Origin of the sequence: Arthrobacter flavus, from assembly GCF_039526005.1 — a bacterium.
In the GTDB taxonomy this organism is placed as follows: Bacteria; Actinomycetota; Actinomycetes; order Actinomycetales; family Micrococcaceae; genus Arthrobacter_D; species Arthrobacter_D flavus.
Genome location: NZ_BAAAIJ010000047.1, coordinates 284,543 through 304,382, shown reverse-complemented (window position 1 = coordinate 304,382; position 19,840 = coordinate 284,543). Strand labels below are relative to the sequence as shown.

The following is a 19,840-nucleotide window of genomic DNA, read 5'->3' as shown; positions in this document are numbered from 1 at the left end:
TGAGGCGCGGCGGTTAGTGCCGCAGGCGCCAGGCATGGTCCCCCACCATAAATATCGAAACGGTGACATGTTGGAGGCGTGATCCTGTTCCTGGAGCGCGGGACGTTACAGTAGCAGGAGGTTATAGAGGCACGACGGCGCAGTGACGGATCACCTGGTGGGGGAGCGCTCGGTACGTCGCTACTGAGCCGCCGAAAGGATCCATGTGAATACTCTCGCAGTTGCACCGCAGGGTTTGTCCGCGCCCCGGCGGAATGGACTCTGGTGGCTTGTTGGCGGTGGTCTGGCGTTGATCCTGGGGATCGGCGGCTATCTCACCGCGGACAGCGGCTCACCGCAGGCCCAGAACATTGGAAACGCGAGCCTACTCTTTTTCAGCCTCGGTGCCACGGTCAGCTGCGCCGTCGGTGCCCGACGGGACAGGGAATCCGCCAAAGCCTGGTGGTCCCTGTCAGTTGCAACCCTGGTCTGGTTCGGGGGCATGGTGGCCTGGACCTACCTGGGCCTGACCAGAAATCACCTCTACCCCTTTCCCTCGCTGGCTGACGTCGGCTTCATCGGCTATGCCATACCTGCGACGGCAGCCCTCTTCCTCTTTCCCCGGCCGCCGGCAACCCTCGTGTCCCGCCTCCACACCCTCCTTGACGGCGGAGTGATCGCCGCAACTGTGCTGTTTATCAGTTGGGCGACGGTTTTGGGACCCGCTTATCGATCGTCCGATCAGGCATTCATCGGGCAACTCACCGGCACCTCCTACCCGGTGGTCGATGTGATCATCATTTCCCTGGTGCTCGTGCTGGGCATCCGACGGCCGGTGGGAGACCGGCTGCGCTGGTTCTGCATGGGCGGCGGTCTGCTTGTCCTCGCCGTGACGGACAGTGTGTACGTGCGATTGACGTTCGAGGGCGTTTCGGGTGTGACGGGGTCCCCGCTGGTGATCGGGTGGATTCTTGCCTTCGTGTTGATCGCGGTCGCACCGTTGGTCCCCCGCCGACCGCGGACCGACGGCGACCGGCACCGCTACGCTGTCGCCCTGGAACTTCTCCCCTACGCCCCGGTTGTTGTGGCAATAGTCGTCGCGGGATACACGGCAGTGGACGGCAGGTACCCGGTCCAGCTGGGTATTGGGGTTGTCGCTCTGGTGCTGCTGGTCATCCGCCAGGTACTGATCGTCGTCGAGAATGTGACGCTGACCAGGGGGCTGGCAGACCAGGTCGCGGCCCGCACTGCGGAACTGGAAGGTCTCGGTGCGATCGTGACGTCGTCGTCGGACGCGATCTTCGGCTGCACCCCCGACGGCAAGATCGTCAGCTGGAACCCCGGTGCTGAACGCATCTTCGGCTATCTGGCGGAGGACACCATTGGCCAGGACAAGGGGTTCTTCGTCCCGGATTCGGCTCAGGCAGCGAACGACGAAGCGCAGGAGCTCGTGGCAGCCACGGGTGAGGGGCTCAGCTTTGAGACAGAGCGTTTCCGCAGCGACGGGTCGATTGTGCAGGTCGCAATGACTATCTCCCCGGTGTTCACCGAGGGGGTGATGCGAGGCCTGGCAACCATCGCCCAGGACATCAGCGAACGGCGGGCAGCCGAAGCCGACCTGCGCAAGGCGAGGGAGGCTGCCTTGGAGGCAACCCGGCTGAAATCCGAGTTTCTGGCCACCATGAGCCATGAGATCCGGACCCCGATGAACGGGGTGATCGGACTGACCGGGCTGTTGCTTGATACGCCGCTTGATTCGACCCAGCGGCAGTATGCCCAGGGGGTTAAGGGTGCCGGCGAGTCGTTGCTGCTGCTCATCAATGACATCCTCGACTTCTCGAAACTTGAAGCCGGCCGGATCAACCTGGAGATGGAGTCCTTCGACCCGCGAACCCTCATTGACGAGGTCGCGGGCCTCCTCGCGGAGGGGGCGCGACAGAAGAATCTGGAGCTGATCGCCTACTGCCTCCCCGAGGTGCCGGCTCAGCTGATTGGGGACGCCGGCCGGATCCGGCAGGTGCTGCTCAATTTGCTCTCGAACGCGGTGAAGTTCACGGCAGCCGGAGAGATCGCCATCCGGGTGCATCGCGAGGACCCAGACGACGCATCCGGTGACAGGCGACCAATGATCCGGTTCGAGGTGCAGGACACGGGCATTGGGGTGGATGAATCCGATCACGAGAGACTGTTTGAGTCCTTCGCGCAGGCTGATGCTTCGACGACCCGCAGATACGGCGGAACAGGTTTGGGGCTGGCTATCTCCCGGCGCCTGACCGAGGCAATGGGGGGGACCATCGGAGTTTCGAGCACCCCGGGGGCTGGCAGCACCTTCTGGTTCACCCTGCCACTGGCCGGGTCGAAAAGTGTTGCGGCACCGGAAACCAGCCTGCTTGATGATCTACGGGTGTTGGTGGTCGACGACAATGCGACCAACCGGCTGGTGCTGGAATCCCAGCTGGACTCCTGGCGAATGGACACTGTGACTGTTGAAACCGGTGACGTCGCGCTGGAGCGACTCCTATCCGCAGTCGACGCAGGAGAACCTTTCGACATTGCGGTCCTCGACATGTGTATGCCGGGTATCAATGGGATCGAACTGGCTGAGGCAATCAGCAGCCACCCCGAGCTGGCCGCCACCCGGTTGATCCTGCTCACCTCCCTCGGGCATATCGACCGCGACCGGCTCGTCGCTGCCGGGGTGTCTGAATGGTTGACCAAACCGGTTCGCAGCTCGGCGCTGTACGACCGGCTGATGCACCTGATGACCCACACCGACGCTGACCCGGTGCCGGAAACTATTCACTCCCGCACCGTCCAGCTTCAGGATGCCCAGGGTGGTCCCAATGCCCGCATCCTGGTGGTTGAGGACAATGCGGTCAACCAACTGGTGGCAGAATCGATGTTGCTGAAGCTGGGATACCAGGTGGATCTGGTCGGCGACGGTGCCGAAGCGGTCAAGGCCACCTCCCACGAGACCTACGCTGCAGTGATGATGGACTGCCATATGCCGGTGATGGATGGGTTCGAAGCCACCCGGGTCATCCGGGGTCGTGGCGGACCGCACCTGCCGATCATCGCCATGACCGCAGGGGCGCTCAGCGAGGACCGCGAACGGTGCCGTGCAGCGGGGATGGACGATTATCTCGCGAAGCCGGTGGACCTTGCCCAGCTCCGGACCACTTTGCTCCGGTGGGTCCGCACCCCGGAAGAGACTACGCCGAGCGGCGCACCGCAGTCAGCCCCTCACCTGGTGGCAGCGCCCGCACCCGAGACCGTCGTCGCGCACGCCGAACCCCGGGAGGTAGTGGACCCCGCCCGACTGGAAATGCTCCGTGGGCTCGGCGCCGATGATGGGTGGGGAGTGCTGCCCGCTGCGGCAGCCGCGTTCCTCGGCGCTGTACCCGGCGACCTGGCGGAGCTCCGCGAAGCGGTGGCGCGGGGGACTGGATTGGGGGACGCTGCCCACAAGCTTCGCGGCGCTGCAGCGAACATTGGCGCCGACGGCGTCGCTGCGCTGTGCGCGCAGCTCGAGGACGCGTCGAGAAACGAAACCGTGGTACACCCGGAAAGACTGGCTGATCTGGAGGCGGAACTTGAACTGGTCTACGTCGCGCTCGCCGAATCAGTGATAGGAGCGCCGTGAAGGTCCTGGTAGTGGACGATGACCCGGGCTCGCTCATGGTCGCGAAGGCTGTGGTGGAACAGGCAGGCTACGAATGCCTGTCCGCCACCGACGGGGACTCAGCCTGGGAACTGTTCCAGCACTGCCAACCCCAGGTTGTCGTGACGGACTGGATGATGCCAGGACTCAACGGGTTGGAGCTGTGCAGGGCCATCCGCAGTGCCGAGGTGGACACCTACACCTACCTAGTCCTGCTGACCTCGTTCGGTTCCCAGAACGATGTGCTCGCAGGGATGGAGGCTGGTGCTGATGACTACGTCACCAAACCCCTGGATCCGTTTACCCTGCGCACGAGGCTGCTGGTGGCGCGCCGGGTCACGGCCCTGCATTCGGAGCTTGGAAAGTACCGGCAGGAGCTGACCCGACAGGCGCGGACGGATCCGCTCACCAACGTGGACAACCGGTTGAAACTGACCGAGGATCTTGAGCTGTTGCATAACCGCAGCCTGCGCTACGGCGGGCGTTACTCTCTGGCCCTCTGCGACGTCGACCACTTCAAGAGCTTCAACGACCTGCAGGGTCATCCAGCCGGCGATGAGGCCCTGAAATCAGTGGCCAAAACCCTTGCCGCTCTGGCCCGGGACACAGACGGTGTCTACCGCTATGGCGGCGAGGAGTTTTTGCTGATTCTGCCTGACCAGGACGCAAAGGCAGCCGAAGCCGCTGTCGAACGGATCAGGTCAGGCATCGAGGAGCTTGCTATCACCCATTATGGCAACCCGCGCCAGGTGTTGACGATCAGCGCTGGGATCTCAACGTTCGCCTCCGACCATGCTGTCAGTAGCGGGCAACTGCTCAAGGAAGCCGACGACGCCCTGTACGCGGCCAAGGCAGCGGGTCGGAACCGGGTGTCGAGTTTTGTCCGGGCCGGGTAGCAACCCGGCCCGGACAAAACCCTGGAGCGCCTAAGCTGGCCGGGTCTGCTTGATCAGATCCGCGCACCGTTCGCCGATCATCATGGTGGTGATGTTCGGGTTCACGGTGGTCAGCTCGGGCATCACTGACGCGTCAGCGACGCGCAGACCCGTCACCCCTTTCACCCGCAGCTGGGGGTCCAACGGCGAAAGGTCGTCGGTGGGCGCCCCCATCCGCACCGTGCCGGCCGGGTGATAGACCGTGTTGTGGGTCCGGCGGATGTAGTCGGTAATCTCCTCATCCGTCTGCACGTCCTGGCCGGGGTACAGCTCGCGGCCAGCCCATTCCGCCATGGCCGGCTGGGCGACAATATCCCGGGCCTTCCGGATGCCCGCAATCATGACCCGCATGTCATGGGGGTCAGTGAAGTAGCGCGGATCCACCATCGGCTTGTCACGGTAGTCCCGGCTGCGCAGCCGCACCGTCCCGCGTGACCGCGCGTGGGTAACGTTGGGGGTAAGGCAGAACCCGTTGTCGGTGGTGGGGTACCCCTGCCGCAACGTATGCATGTCGAAGGGCACGGATCCGTAATGGAACATCAGGTCGGGCCGGTCCAGTCCGTCTTCAGTGGTGGTGAAGATACCAATTTCCCACCACTGGGTGGACGTCTCAGGCATCGGCTGCTTGGCTTCCCACTGGATGACACCCTCCGGGTGGTCCTGCAGGTGCTCGCCCACCCCGGGGGAGTCCACCCGGACATCAATGCCATGTGTCCTCAGGTGCTCGGCAGGGCCGATGCCCGACAGCATCAGCAGTTTCGGGGAATCGATGGCTCCCGCTGACAGGATCACCTCGGACCGCGCGGTGAGCGCATGGGTCCGCCCAAAGGAGGAGTCGACGACGTCGACACCGGTGCATCGATTGTCCACGTCGAACGTCAGTTCCCGCGCCCGCAGGCCGGTCAGCAAGGTGAAGTTGGGCCGTTCCATGATCGGGTGAATATACGACACCGAAGATGAAGCGCGGGTGCCGTCGGCCTGCCGGTTGATCTGAAAAAAACTGGCACCATTGATCACCGTCGCCCCGGTGTTGAAGTGGACCCGCGGGATGCCCGCCTGTTCACAGGCATCAAGCAGTGCTTTGCCCGAGGGGTCCGACGCCGGAATGTTCATCAGGTGCACGGGGCCCGCATCGCCGTGGTGCGGAGCATCCGGGCCAGCGTCCTCGTTGGTTTCCAGGCGCTGGTACAGCGCGTAGGCGGTCTCGGCGTTCCACCCCTCCGCGCCGAACTTCGCTTCCCACTCGTCGATGTCCTCCCGCGGCGCCCAGAAGGCGATACAGGAGTTATGGCTGGAGCAGCCGCCCATCACCTTGGCGCGGGCATGGCGCATGAAGGAGTTGCCGTTCTCCTGCGGTTCGATGGGGTAGTCCCAGTCGTACCCGGATTCCAGCAGTTCCATCCACCGGTCGAGGCGGAGGATCTGGTCCACGCCGCGGTCGTCTGGCCCGGCTTCAACCAGGGCCACCTCCACAGCAGGGTCCTCGCTGAGGCGTGCTGCGACGGCGGCGCCCGCGGAGCCGCCGCCGACCACGATGTAGTCGAAGTCGGTCTTCTCGATTTGGTCAGTCACTGTTATTGGATCAGACACGGTTACTGCTCCTCTTTACGGTCCGCAAACCAGCCGGTGACCTGCGGATCAATGTTGTGGTAAATGTGCTTAGCCTCCTGGTATTCGGACAGGCCGGTCGGCCCCAGTTCGCGCCCCACACCTGACTGCCCGAACCCGCCCCACTCGGCCTGCGGCAGGTAGGGGTGGAAGTCGTTGATCCAGATGGTGCCGTGGCGCAGCCGCCGGGCAACCCGCTGGGACTTCCCGGCGTCCTGGCTCCAGACCGCGCCGGCGAGACCGTAGTGGGTGTCGTTGCCGATCGCCACTGCCTCCTCTTCCCCGGTGAACGTCTCGACGGTGACCACCGGGCCGAAGGCCTCGTCGACCACTACCGACATGCCCCGTTCCACCTGGTCGAGCACGGTGGGTGTGTAATAGAAACCCTGTTCCAGGTCGCCGGTGCCCCAGGTGCCGCCGCAGCGCAGGCGTGCGCCCTCAGCGACTCCCTTCTGAACATAGGCCGTCACCTTGTCCCGGTGCGCCGCCGAGATCAGTGGGCCGGTTTCGGCGTCCTCATCGAAGGGTCCCCCCAACCGGATCAGCTGTGCGCGCCGCACCAGTTCATCGGTGAAGCGTTCGGCGATGGATTCCTCGACGATCAGTCGGGCCCCGGCAGAGCACACCTGTCCCGAGTGCACAAACGCAGCGTTCAGCGCGTTGTCCAGGGCGGCGTCGAAGTCGGCATCGGCAAAGACGATGTTGGGATTCTTGCCGCCCAGTTCCAGAGCCACCTTCTTCACGGTGGCCGATGCAGCGGCGGCAATCCTCTTCCCGGTTTCGAGGCCGCCGGTGAAGGAGACCAGGTCGACGTCGACGTGCTCGGAGAGCGGCGCCCCGACGGTGGCCCCGGCGCCGAGCACCAGGTTGGCCACCCCCTTGGGTAGTCCGAGCTCATCCAGCACGTCCATCATGAGCATGCAGGTGTGGGGGGTGAGCTCGCTGGGCTTCAGGACGAACGTGCAGCCAGCCGCCAGCGCGGGGGCAATCTTCCAGGCGGACTGCAGCAACGGATAGTTCCAGGGTGAGATGAGGCCACAGACACCTACCGGCTCGTATTCGATCCGACTGACCACTGCAGCGTTTCCAGGGTCCACCAGGCGGCCCTGGTTCTGGCCGGCGAGCTTCCCGAAGTAGGTGAAGCAGCCAATGATGTCATCCATGTCGATCTCGCTTTCGACCAGACGCTTCCCCGTGTCCAGGGTTTCGGCCCGCGCAAACTCCGCCTTGCGCTCCTGCAGGCGGGCAGCAACCTTCAGAAGGAAATCACCGCGCTCGGGTGCGGGCACAGCAGCCCATTCGCCACGGTCGAATGCCGAGCGTGCTGCGGCGATGGCGGCGACGGCGTCGTCGGCGGTCCCTTCGGAGACCGTGCCGACGAGGGTGCCGTCAGCGGGGCAGTGGATCTCCCGGGTACCGCCGTCGGAAGCGGCTACCCAGGTGCCATCGATGAACAGTGTTGCGGTACTCATGAGCGCTCCTCAGTGTTGGTGAAGTCGGCTTCCCAGTTGTCGGAGGCCAGGTGGTCGTCGGTGATTGCGGTGTTGCCGGGCGTTGCACGGTTGCTGTGCAGGAATTCGAGGTGTGTCTCGTAGTGGTCCAGCACGTCGGTGATGACCTGTTCCTTGGTGTAGCCCAGGAGGTCGTACCCGTTGCTGCCTTCGAGGGAGAAGACCTCTATCCGGTAGTACTTGTCGGTGGTGGAGGCGCTCTTTAAGGCGTACGACGGCGTGTCGTACTGCACGGGGTACACCTGGTACTTGAACGCGCGTTCGCTGCCCAGGTTGACTGTCAGGTCCACGTGGCCAACCCCACCCGGCCCGGCGCTACCGGAGGTCAACGTCACGTCGGCGCCCTGGGTGGCGAGTTCGTCGTGGACTTCCTGAAGAGCGGGGCGGGCCACCTCGTCGATGAACCGCTGGGCCTGTTTACGGCCCGGGTAGGTCAGGACATGGGTGAGCCGCTGGCGCCAGCTGCGTCCGCCGCGTGCTTCACTGCCGGATCTGCTGGAGATGATCCCGGGGAGGGACGATCGGTAGCTGTCCATCCGGGAGCTTTCGACCTTCAGGGCCTTGTACAGCCCGTACATGATGAACAGCAGCAGGATTGAAAGGGGCAACCCCATCACCACTGTCGCATTTTGGAGAGTCAGGACACCGCCGACGGACAGCATGGCGAGGGTGAGGGCGCCGGTCACGAGCGCCCAGAACACCCTGAGCCACTTGGGGCCGTCGGAGTTGGCGTCCTTGAGATGGGAGGTGAAATTGGCCATCACCAGTGCACCGGAGTCGGCACTCGTGACGTAGAAGAGCAGGCCCGTGAAGGTAGCAATCGCAATGATCAACGGCGCCATTGGATACTGTTCCAGCAGTCCATAGAAGGCCCGCTCCGGATTGTTCATCCCCACTTCACCGAACTCGGTGTTCCCGCCCATCACAATGTCGAGGGCGCTGTTACCGAAGATCGAGATCCACAGCAGGATAAAGGTGAAGGGCACGATCATGACGCCGAGGACAAACTGCCTGATCGTGCGGCCGCGGGAGATGCGGGCCAGGAAGAGCCCCACGAAGGGCGCCCAGGCGATCCACCAGGCCCAGAAGAACAGTGTCCACCCGCTCAGCCATTCGTCGGGCCGGTCATAGGCGAAGGTGTCCATGGTCATGCCGGGGAACTGGCTGAGGACGTCGCCGGTGTTCTGGATGATCCCGTCGAGCAGGAAACTGGTCTTCCCGGCGATCAGGATGAAGAGCATGAGGGCGCCGGCCAGCAGGACGTTCAGCTCGGACAGGCGCCTGATGCCCTTTTCAACACCTGACACGGTGGAGACGACTGCCATCACGACCGCGATGGCGATGAGGCCGATCTGCACCGCGAGGTTCTCCGGCAGACCGAACATGAGGGTCAGCCCGTAGTTCAGCTGGACGACGCCGATGCCCAGGGAGGTGGCGATGCCGAAGATGGTGCCCAAAAGTGCTGCGATATCCACTGTGTGCCCGATGGGACCCTCGACCTTCTTGCCGAAGATGGGGTACAACGCCGAACGGATGCTCAGGGGCAGATTGTGGCGGTAGGCAAAGAAGCCAAGAGCCAGACCCATCAGGGCATACAGTGCCCAGCCGGTGATCCCGTAGTGGAAGAGAGTCCAGACCATCGCCTGCCGGGCGGCCTCAACTGTCTCGCCAGCGCCCTGGGGAGGTGCAAGGTACTGGGTAAGGGGCTCAGCCACCGAGAAGAACATCAGGTCGATGCCGATGCCTGCGGCAAACAGCATCGAAGCCCAGGTGAACATGCTGAACTGGGGCTTGGAGTGGTCCGGTCCCAGCCGGACTTTACCTACCCGGGTGAGCGCAGCCACCAGAACGAAAATGACCACGAGGGTGACGACCAGGAAGTAGTACCAGCCCATATTGACTGAGACCCAACTGACCAGGGTGCCAATGACGGCTTCGGCGTTTCCAGGGGCGACGATGGCCCAGGCGGTGATTGCCAGAATGCCGACGGCCGAGCCGATAAAGACCGTCTTGTTGACTCTGGTTTGTGGCGCTGGGGTTGGTTCTGGACTCGGCTCGCCGGGGGAGTCCGGCCGTGCTTTGATCTCTTGACTCATCATCTGCCTTATCGTTGATCGACGCCGCGTCGGACTACAACTGAACTGTGCAGGTTTTTGCGAGGGTGAAGGTGCGACGGGCCTGTCAACGCTACCAACCTGGTCTTCTCCCCCCAAGTTGTGGGTTAAAAATTACCAGCGAATCAGTGCTTCGTGATGGATCTGCAACCGAACTCTTGATTCAGGCGTACCTAGGGCTAAGGGCCCTACCCGCCAACACGTGGCGGTGTTCTACTGGGGGGCGGTGCAGGAACTGTCTGCTGTCAGCGAACCAGCAGCTTTCACGGGTCGGCGCTAAGTTGAGCGGGGTACACTCAACTCTAAGGTTATTGCTGTTTGAAAGGTTGAGACATGGACGCGAAGTTCACCACCAAAAGCCAGGAAGCGCTGTCCGCCGCTGCCATGAATGCTTCGACCGCAGGCAATCCTCAGGTCGAGCCCGCGCATCTGCTGAAAGCGCTGATGGACCAGCGCGACGGCGTTGCTGTTGCTTTGCTGAAGGCCGCCGGGTCCGACCCTGACGCCGTCAGCACCCGGGCGAGCACCGCGATCAAGGCGCTCCCGTCGTCGTCGGGTACGTCAACGGCGCAGCCGCAGTTCTCCCGCGACACCCTGCAAGCTATCAAAGCCGCCCAGCAGGAGGCCGAGACGCTGGGCGACAGCTTCATCTCCACCGAGCACCTGCTCCTGGGGATTGCCGCCGGGACCGGCTCAACCGCCACCATCCTGAACAACGCAAGTGCTTCACGTGCGGCCCTTGCGGCTGCTCTGCCGGGTATTCGCGGTGACCGGCGGGTGACCACCCCGGAGCCGGAGAATACCTTCCAGGCGCTGGAGAAATTCGGCGTCGACCTGACGGAGATCGCCCGGTCGGGGAAACTTGACCCGGTGATCGGCCGGGATAGCGAGATCCGCCGAGTCATCCAGGTACTGTCCCGCCGCACCAAGAACAACCCCGTGCTGATCGGTGAGCCGGGGGTGGGAAAGACGGCAGTGGTCGAAGGCCTTGCCCAGCGGATCGTTGCCGGCGACGTCCCCGAATCCTTGCGGGACAAGACCCTGATCAGCCTCGACCTTGGCTCCATGATCGCGGGGGCCAAATACCGGGGTGAATTTGAGGAGAGGCTGAAAGCAGTCCTCGAGGAAATCAAGTCCGCCAACGGCCAGGTGGTCACGTTCATCGACGAACTCCACACGGTGGTCGGTGCTGGCGCTTCTGAAGGGTCAATGGACGCCGGGAACATGTTGAAGCCAATGCTGGCTCGCGGCGAGCTGCGACTCATCGGTGCCACCACCCTCGATGAGTACCGCAAGAACGTCGAAAAGGACGCCGCCCTGGAACGGCGGTTCCAGCAGGTCTACGTTGGTGAACCAAGTGTGGAGGACACCATCGGTATTCTTCGCGGCCTCAAGGAACGCTACGAGGCGCACCATAAGGTGACCATCGCCGATTCGGCCCTCGTGGCCGCAGCCACCCTGTCCAACCGCTATATCTCAGGTCGACGCCTCCCGGACAAGGCGATAGACCTCGTGGACGAGGCGGCGTCACGGCTGCGCATGGAGATCGACTCGGCGCCCGAGGAAATCGATCAGCTGCGCCGTTCAGTCGACCGACTGACGATGGAAGAGCTGGCGTTGGCGGGCGAAAGCGACGACGCCTCCCAGGACCGGCTCCACGCCTTGCGAGCCGATATGGCCGATCAGAAGGAAAGGCTCGCAGCACTCAACGCTCGCTGGGAAGCCGAGAAGGCGGGCCTCAACCGGATGGGAGACCTGAAGGCCGCCCTCGAGGATCTGCGGTCGCAGGCCGAGCGGGCCCAGCGCGACGGCGACCTGGAGCAGGCCTCGCGGCTGCTTTACGGCGAAATCCCTACCCTGCAGCGGGAACTCGACGCCGCGCAGGAGGCCGAACCTGAGGACACCCCGTTGCCGATGGTTGCGGAGGACGTCACAGCCACCGACATTGCCGAGGTGATCTCCGCCTGGACGGGCATCCCGGCCGGACGCATGCTCCAGGGCGAAAGCCAGAAACTTCTGCACATGGAGCAGGTCATTGGCTCGCGGCTGATCGGGCAGTCCAAGGCAGTGACGACGGTGTCGGACGCTGTCCGCCGCGCCCGTGCCGGGATTTCAGATCCCGACCGGCCCACCGGGTCGTTCCTCTTCCTGGGGCCTACCGGGGTGGGGAAGACCGAGTTGGCGAAAGCGCTCGCCGACTTCCTGTTCGACGATGAGCACGCCATGGTGCGGATCGACATGTCCGAGTACTCCGAAAAGCATTCGGTCTCCCGACTCGTCGGAGCCCCTCCGGGCTATGTGGGTTACGAGGAGGGCGGTCAGCTCACGGAAGCCGTCCGCCGCCGCCCCTACAGCGTGCTGTTGCTCGACGAGGTGGAAAAAGCGCACCCGGAAGTCTTCGACATCCTGCTGCAGGTGCTCGACGACGGCCGCCTCACCGATGGGCAGGGCCGCACCGTTGATTTCCGTAACGTTATCCTGGTGCTGACGTCCAATCTGGGCTCCCAATTCCTGGTGGACCCGTCGATGGCGGACTCTGCGAAGCGCGACGCGGTGATGTCGGTGGTGAACGCAAGTTTCAAACCCGAGTTCCTGAACCGGCTGGACGATGTGGTTCTCTTCGACGCCCTCACGCTCGAGGAGCTGTCGCGGATCGTCGACCTGCAGGTGCAGTCGCTCGCCTCCCGGCTCCACGAGCGACGGCTGAACCTGACGGTCACCGACGCAGCCCGAGAGTGGCTGGCCCTCACCGGGTTTGACCCTGCGTATGGCGCCCGGCCACTGCGCCGGTTGGTGCAGCGCGAAATAGGGGACCGCCTGGCGCGAGGCATCCTGGCGGGAACCATCAACGACGGGGATACGGTTCTGGTGGACCGGGTGGTTGACGCTGATGGCCTCAGCGTCGCTGCCGAGGTGTTTGAGACGAGCTAGTTGTTGATCAGGGTATCGCTAATGACGTTGCCCTCATCGCTGGTCACGAGGCAGTCGACCCGGCGGTCCCCGTCGGACCAGGCACCTTCGCGTGGGGTGACGCGCAGGAGCTCGAGGTTCTCGTAGCGGGCTGCGGCGGTCTCGTCGAGGTCGACGCCGTCGCATACCTCCTGCGCGCGCAGAGCCAGCGCCTCGTCGCCGGGGAACTCGGCGTCGTCCGCGTAGAGGTCGCTGGCCAAGAGCTGCGCATTGTGGGGTGTTGAGCAGGTCACCACCGTTGAGGCGCTGTTGATGTCCACGAAGTCCCGTAGACACTGGCCCTCTTCGAGGTCCAGCGGCATGACGTTCTCGGCGATGATCCCGTCAGCGCCCGGCGTGCCGTTGCCCAGGGGTTCTCGCTCCGGCGACGCCGTCAGGCCGGTGATGAGCGAGACCAGGCCCCAGATCAGGAGCCCCAGGGCCAGCAGCCCCAGGAGCACACCGCCGATCAGGAGCCCCCGCTTGTCCTTGCCGCTGCTGGCCACCTGGCGACTGTCGCGACGCCGTGTGCCGGCCGGGGGCAGCCCATAGGGGCCTCCGGTAGGTTCAGCAGGGGGCTCGGACGGCTGCTCGGGGTAGCTGCCCTGCGGGCCGGTCGGCCCTTCTGGAGTGCCGGGGCTGGTCCGCGGCGCTGCCCTCATTCCCGCGGGAAGGTCTGCCGGGTCGGTGGTCGCGGCTTCCGACGCTGGGGCCGGGCTGGGTATCTCGGTGTCCGCTCCTGGCTCAGCGTCTGAGTCAATTCCGGTTGCTGCACTGGCGTGAGGTTCGGGGCCGGTGGTTTCAAAGAGGCGGTCCCACCGCTGCGCATCAGTGACTGCGGGGGCCCACTCCGGGGCGTCTCCGTCGGCGGCGAAGCTCGGCAGTGCCCTGGTGGTGTCCGTGCTCTCTAGGGCAACCACTTCGTCCGCATTCTCGACGGCGTCTGCATCGTCTGCATCGCCTGGATCGTCTTCGGAATCTTCGGTGGTCACGGGCGCGTCAGTGTCCCTGGGTACGTCGCCTGGTTCCGCGTCAGGTGTCTCGTCGGCGGCGTCAGAACGACCGCCGGTACTGCCGTCAGCGCTGACGTCTGCGGAATCCGTGTCCCCAGCGGTAGTGTCGCCCGCCGCTCCGCCGGCGGGAGCTGTCCCGGCGGGAGCGGCCTTCGTGGTCGGGTCTGCCGTGGGGACTGTGCCGGCGACGAGTAGGCCCGCATCAAGGGCCTCCTGCTCGACCCGGCGGGCTTCGGCGGCGATCTCCTCCAGCGATGCAGCGCGTGCGGTGTCTTCGCTGATCCGCGCCGGGTTGAGAGAGGGCTCAACCAGCTGAACGTCGTCGGCGGAGACTGACAATTCCGGCTCGACCGTCTCGGGGGACACCTCGGCGTCGCTGAGCTGCACGGTATCCGGATCGACCAGCTGCGGTTCAGCGACGTGGATTGGCTCGGATTGGTGCTCCTCAGTGCCGTCCTTTGCCGGATCGGATTCGGAGTCCCGCGGGGTGCGCTCCTGATCGCTCATGATGTTCCGCCCTGCCTTCTACGTTCTTGTGCGTCCGCCCTCACTGCAGGCTCCTCTGCTACGACTTTAGCCAAGTTTTGGTCGCAGTAGGCGGGAACCGGTGGAACCAAGTGTACTGACGAAGATGGGCGATCTTTGGGTGGCAGGGAGTGCGCACGCGGAGGCTGGGAAAGCATGTAATCTATAGTTACGACAAATTGACCAAATACTCCGGGGCCTCGCTGCAGCCTTGGGCCGATAGGGCCCCAGTGACCACCTCCGGATCGACGCAAAAGGGGGTCACGCCATGGGGCGCGGCCGTCAAAAGGCAAAAGCTACCAAGCAGGCTCGGGACATGAAGTATTTCAGCCCCGCGACTGATTACACGGCACTGCAGCGAGAGCTCACAGGCCCAGGCGAGCGAGCCTCCAAACGTTCTACGGATCCGATGGAGCCGGTTGAACCGGACTACTCGGCTTACGAAGACAAGTATGCAGATCTGGACGACGACGAGGACGACGGCGGATCCCGCCGCACTGGTTGAGTCAGCACAAAAAAGTGGGGTACCCGCAAAATAGCCGTCGTGCAACGGCGATTCTGCGGGTACCCCACTTTTTTGCGCGGGAAAGGAAACCGGCCCGGCCTAGGCGTACTGGTTGACCAGGCGCACTGATCCACCGTCGACGCCCTTGGCGCCCTGCACATAATCCGGTCCGTCAGTGGACTCATTGGAGGCCGCTGCGACCTGGCCCATCACCCAGGCGGGGACGCCGCGCTCGGTCAACCGGGCAATAGCTGCGTCGGCTGCCGGCGCGGACACCACCGCGACCATTCCCACACCGAGGTTCAAGGTGCGTTCGAGATCCGGCAATGGCACGGCGCCGAGTTCGGCGACCAGCTTGAAGATGGCGGGCAGTTCCCAGGTGGAGCGGTCCACCGTTGCCTCCAGGCCATGCGGCAGTACCCGGGCCAGGTTGGCGGCCAGACCGCCGCCGGTGACGTGGCTGAAGCCGTGCACGCCGGCGGCGTCGGCAACGGGCAAGAAACGCGCCAGGTCCAGGCAATCCGCGGCGTAGACGCGGGTGGGCTCCAGAAGTTCTTCGCCGAGGGTGCGCCCCAGTTCGCTGACCTGGCGGTCCAGCGCCCAGCCAGCCTGGTTGATGATCCGCCGGACCAGCGAGTAGCCGTTGGAGTGCAGGCCCGAGGACGCCATCCCGATGACGACATCGCCAGCACGCACCCGGTCTGGACCGAGCAGCGAATCCGCCTCGACCACGCCGGTCGCGGCGCCGGCGACGTCGTACTCATGTTCTCCAAGCAGCCCGGGATGTTCAGCGGTCTCGCCACCCACCAGGGCGGTGCCCGCCACCGAGCAGGCGGCGGCGATCCCCCGGACGATGTCGGCGATGCGCTCGGGCACCACCTTGCCGCACGCAATGTAGTCGGTCATGAAGAGGGGCTCGGCGCCAACCACCACAATGTCGTCGACCACCATGCCCACCAGATCAAACCCGATGGTGTCGTGGATATCCATCGCCTGCGCGATGGCCACCTTGGTGCCGACGCCGTCGGTCGACGTTGCCAGCAGGGGCTTGCGGTAGGTCAGGAGCCGGGACACGTCGTAGAGTCCGGCGAATCCGCCCACCCCTCCGATGACCTGGGGCCCGTGGGTGGCCCGGACGGCGTCCTTCATCAGTTCAACGGCGCGGTCGCCAGCTTCGACGTCAACTCCGGCGCTGGCATAGGTGATGGGGGAGTTGGAGGTCATACCCGTTCTTTCTTGTCTTCGTCGGTCAACACTGCCTCGAGCTCACTGTCTGGCCCTGGATCGCAGCCGTTGGAGCCAGGATCGTCGGCGGGATCGACCCGTTCCAGGAGATTCTTGCCCCGGCGTTCCTCAGCCGGGAGCGCGATTGGATAGTCGCCGGTGAAGCAGGCGGTACACAGCCGTTCGCGGGGTTGCTCGGTGGCGGCGATCATTCCGTCTTCGGAAATGTAGGCCAGGCTGTCAGCGCCGATCGAGTTGCTGATCTGTTCCACTGCTGCGCCATTGGCGATGAGCTCGGCCCGCGACGCGAAGTCGATGCCGTAGAAGCACGGCCAACGGACCGGTGGGGAGGAAATTTTGACGTGCACCGACGCCGCGCCAGCTTCACGGAGCATGCGGACCACTGCCCGCTGGGTGTTGCCGCGCACAATGGAATCGTCCACCACGATGATCCGCTTGCCCCGGATGACTGACTCCAGCGCGTTGAGCTTCAGGCGGATGCCGAGCTGGCGGAGGGTCTGGCTGGGTTGGATGAAAGTGCGGCCCACGTAGGAGTTCTTCACGAACCCGTGAGCGAACGGAATACCCGACTGCTCGGCGAACCCCACCGCGGCAGGGGTGCCCGATTCGGGGACGGGGATGACGACGTCGGCCTCGGCTGAGTTCTCGCGGGCGAGCTGCCGACCCATTTCCACGCGGGCCTCGTACACCGAGCGGCCAGCGATGGCAGCATCAGGCCGGGCCAGGTAAACGTACTCAAAGACGCAGCCAGCCTTGGTGGGCGCGGCGAACTTGCGGGTCCGGACGCCGTCCTCGTCGATGGCGATGAATTCGCCGGGCTCGATTTCCCTGATGAAGCTGGCGCCCACGGTGGCAAGGGCGGCCTGCTCGGAGGCGACCACCCAACCGCGTTCCAGCCGACCAAGGACCAGGGGACGGACGCCGTGGGGGTCCCGGGCCGCGTAGAGGGTGCCTTCATCCATGAAGACGAAGCAGAACGCGCCGCTGATTTTGGGGAGCAGTTCGAGGGCGGTTTCCTCAAGGGAGCGGCCGTCGTCGCCAGCCAGGAGGGTGGTCACCAGCGCCGTGTCAGAGGTGTTGCCCTGAGCCATTTCGCCGCTGCGGGGCTTGCCATGGCGCGCGAGGACCATCTGGTAAAGGTCGGCTGAGTTGGTCAGGTTGCCGTTGTGGGCGAGGGCAACGGTGCCGACGGCGGTGGCGCCGAGGGTCGGCTGCGCGTTGGCCCAGTTGGAGGAGCCGGTGGTCGAATACCGGCAGTGGCCCACAGCGATATGGCCTTCGAGGGTGTTGAGGGTGGTCTCGTCGAAGACCTGGGAGACCAGGCCCATGTCCTTATAGACACTGATCCGCTCACCGTTGCTGGTGGCGATACCCGCGGACTCCTGGCCGCGGTGCTGCAGGGCGTACAGGCCGTAGTAGGCGAGCTTGGCTACCTCCTCGCCGGGAGCCCAGACACCGAATACGCCGCAGGCATCCTGGGGCCCCTTCTCGCCTGGAAGAAGGTCATGGGAAAGATTTCCGTCACCGCGAACCATTGCATCATTCTCTCACGCGTTGCGGTCGGCGGCTCCACCTGTTACTCGGGGTGCTGGTCGTCGTCGTACGTACGTTGGGCGACTGCCCGCTTGGAGCGTCGGATGCTGATCCGATCGAGCACGAGCACCAGCAGCGCGCCGAGCAACAGGCCGGGGATTGCGAACACCATGATGAAGAATCCGAAGATGGATTCGCGGGTCAGGGTGGGGTCGCCGGGGCCCGCATAGGCGACGATCGCTGCGATCACCACACCCACCAGTACGCCAAGGCCCATGAAGGGCGCAAAGCGTGGAGCGCGGCGCACCGTCACTTCCCGGCGGGCGGGTGCCTGCTCCGGGGGCGCAGCGGGGGATCCTGCTGCGGCGTGGGCTGTAACCGTAGGTTCGTTGTCGTCGCGAGGCGAGGGTAGCTCTGAACTCATGCTTTAAGGCTACCGGCGTTTAGCCGATCCGCCTGACCAATTGGTACCCGTTCTGCTGGAAGATGAGTTCGTAGGATTCCCCGGGATAGGTTTCCTCAGCATGCGCCACCCCGTCCTCCGGGTGAGTGGGACCCCAACTCCAGTCCTGGTCGTCGACAATCAGGTATTCCGGCGCGGGATTATCGTTGCCCAGCCAGAACACCTCGGTGTCTGGGACCAGGTACGGCATCAGCACCACACCGGTCTCCACGGCCGCGCCGTCGGGAATCTGGGCCATGAGCTGATGCGCTGTCTCCCACCGTTCGGACTGCCGGAAGGTCTCCGGATCGGCCAGATCACCCAGGGGCTGGGTCGGCAGCAAGAACAGGGCGACGACGGTCACCGCGGGGACGACGGCGGCGTCAGCCGAGCGCAGCCACCGCCGCCCCGACCGGCGAGAGGTTTCGATGGCGTCGATCAGCGCGGCAAACAGGATGGGCATCAGGACGGCGCTGTAATGCCACTCAGGGCCCCAGTAGACATCGTTTCCCGAGACGAAACGCCAGGCCAGGGTGGGTACCATGATCAGCGCCAGCGGCGACCTCACGAACAGGAAGCCGCCTGCCAGCAGCAGCAGCCACACCGTTTCGTATTTTGCCCCGGCAGAGAAAATGGTGACCAGTGCGCCAATCGGGTCAGCGATCATCCCGCGAACGTCGATCCGGTCTGAATAGTCGTACTGGCCTCCCGTGTTCAGCAGCGGCAGGATGACCGCCACGGAGAGCAGGAGCCAGCCGACGCCCCATGCCGCCAGCCACAGCCCGATCCGGTCCCGATATCGCCACGCGATGACCAACCCGATCGCGGCAACCGTCAGTCCCAGGTCCTCTTTAACAAAAACCAGCAGGCCAGCCCAGGCCACGGCGGTGCGCAGCCGTCCGGTGATGATCGACTCAAGAGCCAGCGCAAGAAGCAGGATGGCGAGCGCAATCTCGTGGAACTGTGCTGCCACCGCTGTCTGAAGACCCCACGACAGGCCGTAGGCCAGGCCGAGGCAGCTGCCCACTACCGTGCCGAGCCGCCGGATACCTAGCCGGGCGATCACGAGGACCGAGAGTCCGATCAGAATGTTCTGCAGGATAAGAAGGGTCAGTGCGGATGGAAAAGCCGCGTAGGCGGGCCCGAGAATGATCAACAGCGGATGGAAGTGGTCACCCAGGAGATTGAAGCCGTCGCCCTTGATTGACACGATTGGCGCGTCAAAGCCGGCATAGGCCTTGGCCAGCTGGGTGAAGATGCCGAGGTCCCAGGATGGGGTAGCCAGCCGGTTCCACTGCGCCACTGAGTAGACCGTGTAAACGGTGGTGATCAGCGCCGCGATGACCACCGCGGCGGGTGGCTGCCGCCGGACGGCCGCCACCGAGGACCGCACACCGTCAGCGATGAAAGAGGCTCGGCGAAGTGAATGGTGTGCTGTCATGGCGCCGGAGGAGCGCCGGTGGGGAACAGGGGAAGCCAATCGCTTAGATCGGCCCGTTGCCCCGAAGCGGCAACCTTCCCGGCGCCGACCGCATCAGCCCAGGCCAGGCTCCCGGTCACCAGTGCCAGCCAGGTGGCGGCGTCGGTCTCCACTACATTCGGCGGGGTACCCCGGGTGTGACGAGGCCCGGCGATGCACTGGGCCACACCAAACGGCGGCACCCGCACCTCAACGCTGTTGCCCGGGGCCCGGTCAGCCAGTTCCTCGAGTGTGTACCGCACGGCGGTCGCCGTCTCGGGGCGGGTGGCCGAACCGGACCGAACGGCGTCGAGGGCTGGCTTGCCCGCCGGAGCGGGGATCCGTCGTCGTGCCATGGGCC

General features: G+C 64.7%; 13 protein-coding genes. 4 read left to right on the top strand and 9 right to left on the bottom strand.

From position 1 onward, the window contains the following. Positions 1 to 205 precede the first annotated feature (205 nt). Both ABD059_RS11470 and ABD059_RS11465 read left to right on the top strand, forming a co-directional pair. Complete coding sequence (locus ABD059_RS11470; RefSeq protein WP_343880107.1) at positions 206 to 3,622, top strand: hybrid sensor histidine kinase/response regulator; 3,417 nt, start codon at positions 206 to 208, stop codon at positions 3,620 to 3,622. Next, positions 3,619 to 4,536 (top strand): GGDEF domain-containing response regulator, encoded by a 918-nt coding sequence (locus tag ABD059_RS11465; RefSeq protein WP_343880105.1) that lies wholly within the window; start codon positions 3,619 to 3,621, stop codon positions 4,534 to 4,536. Before ABD059_RS11470 ends, ABD059_RS11465 begins: the two co-directional genes overlap by 4 nt. A 30-nt stretch (positions 4,537 to 4,566) precedes the next feature. Here the strand turns inward: ABD059_RS11465 and ABD059_RS11460 are convergent, their stop codons facing one another. The 3 genes from ABD059_RS11460 to betT are packed head-to-tail and all read right to left on the bottom strand — an operon-like array spanning position 4,567 to position 9,793. Then, on the bottom strand, positions 4,567 to 6,165 hold the full coding sequence (locus ABD059_RS11460) for a GMC family oxidoreductase (RefSeq protein WP_343880103.1): 1,599 nt from the start codon (positions 6,163 to 6,165) through the stop codon (positions 4,567 to 4,569). Between the two features lie 2 nt (positions 6,166 to 6,167). Further along, on the bottom strand, positions 6,168 to 7,655 hold the full coding sequence (locus ABD059_RS11455) for an aldehyde dehydrogenase family protein (RefSeq protein ID WP_343880101.1): 1,488 nt from the start codon (positions 7,653 to 7,655) through the stop codon (positions 6,168 to 6,170). Then, a complete protein-coding gene (gene betT / locus ABD059_RS11450) occupies positions 7,652 to 9,793 on the bottom strand; it encodes a choline BCCT transporter BetT (protein ID WP_343880099.1) in 2,142 nt (713 codons plus the stop codon). Before betT ends, ABD059_RS11455 begins: the two co-directional genes overlap by 4 nt. Positions 9,794 to 10,141: 348 nt before the next feature. Here betT and clpB point away from each other — a divergent pair, with 348 nt between their 5' ends. After that, positions 10,142 to 12,739: an ATP-dependent chaperone ClpB gene (clpB, locus tag ABD059_RS11445; RefSeq protein WP_343880097.1), complete on the top strand. Its 2,598-nt coding sequence runs from the start codon at positions 10,142 to 10,144 to the stop codon at positions 12,737 to 12,739. Here clpB and ABD059_RS11440 read toward each other — a convergent pair. Continuing rightward, positions 12,736 to 14,277 carry a prolipoprotein diacylglyceryl transferase gene (locus ABD059_RS11440; protein ID WP_343880095.1) on the bottom strand — a complete coding sequence of 514 codons (1,542 nt, stop codon included), beginning with the start codon at positions 14,275 to 14,277 and terminating at the stop codon, positions 12,736 to 12,738. The genes clpB and ABD059_RS11440 overlap by 4 nt on opposite strands. 286 nt (positions 14,278 to 14,563) lie before the next feature. Here ABD059_RS11440 and ABD059_RS11435 point away from each other — a divergent pair, with 286 nt between their 5' ends. Next, positions 14,564 to 14,800, top strand: coding sequence for a DUF3073 domain-containing protein (locus ABD059_RS11435; RefSeq protein ID WP_343880094.1), 237 nt, complete (start codon positions 14,564 to 14,566; stop codon positions 14,798 to 14,800). Positions 14,801 to 14,899: 99 nt separating this feature from the next. On the opposite strand, the gene purM is transcribed toward ABD059_RS11435, so the two are convergent. From purM to ABD059_RS11410, 5 genes are read right to left on the bottom strand one after another with little or no spacing between them, the layout of a single operon-like run. Further along, the gene (gene purM, locus ABD059_RS11430) at positions 14,900 to 16,024 is read right to left on the bottom strand and encodes a phosphoribosylformylglycinamidine cyclo-ligase (RefSeq protein ID WP_343880092.1); all 1,125 of its coding nucleotides are present in this window, start codon (positions 16,022 to 16,024) and stop codon (positions 14,900 to 14,902) included. After that, positions 16,021 to 17,580 carry an amidophosphoribosyltransferase gene (gene purF / locus ABD059_RS11425; RefSeq protein ID WP_343880090.1) on the bottom strand — a complete coding sequence of 520 codons (1,560 nt, stop codon included), beginning with the start codon at positions 17,578 to 17,580 and terminating at the stop codon, positions 16,021 to 16,023. The genes purM and purF overlap by 4 nt, the downstream gene beginning before the upstream one ends. 41 nt (positions 17,581 to 17,621) lie before the next feature. After that, on the bottom strand, positions 17,622 to 18,002 hold the full coding sequence (locus tag ABD059_RS11420; RefSeq protein WP_343880088.1) for a hypothetical protein: 381 nt from the start codon (positions 18,000 to 18,002) through the stop codon (positions 17,622 to 17,624). A 19-nt stretch (positions 18,003 to 18,021) separates the two neighbouring features. Beyond that, positions 18,022 to 19,461 (bottom strand): DUF2079 domain-containing protein, encoded by a 1,440-nt coding sequence (locus ABD059_RS11415; protein WP_343880086.1) that lies wholly within the window; start codon positions 19,459 to 19,461, stop codon positions 18,022 to 18,024. Then, on the bottom strand, positions 19,458 to 19,835 hold the full coding sequence (locus tag ABD059_RS11410; protein WP_343880084.1) for a sterol carrier family protein: 378 nt from the start codon (positions 19,833 to 19,835) through the stop codon (positions 19,458 to 19,460). Before ABD059_RS11410 ends, ABD059_RS11415 begins: the two co-directional genes overlap by 4 nt. Positions 19,836 to 19,840: the final 5 nt, after the last annotated feature.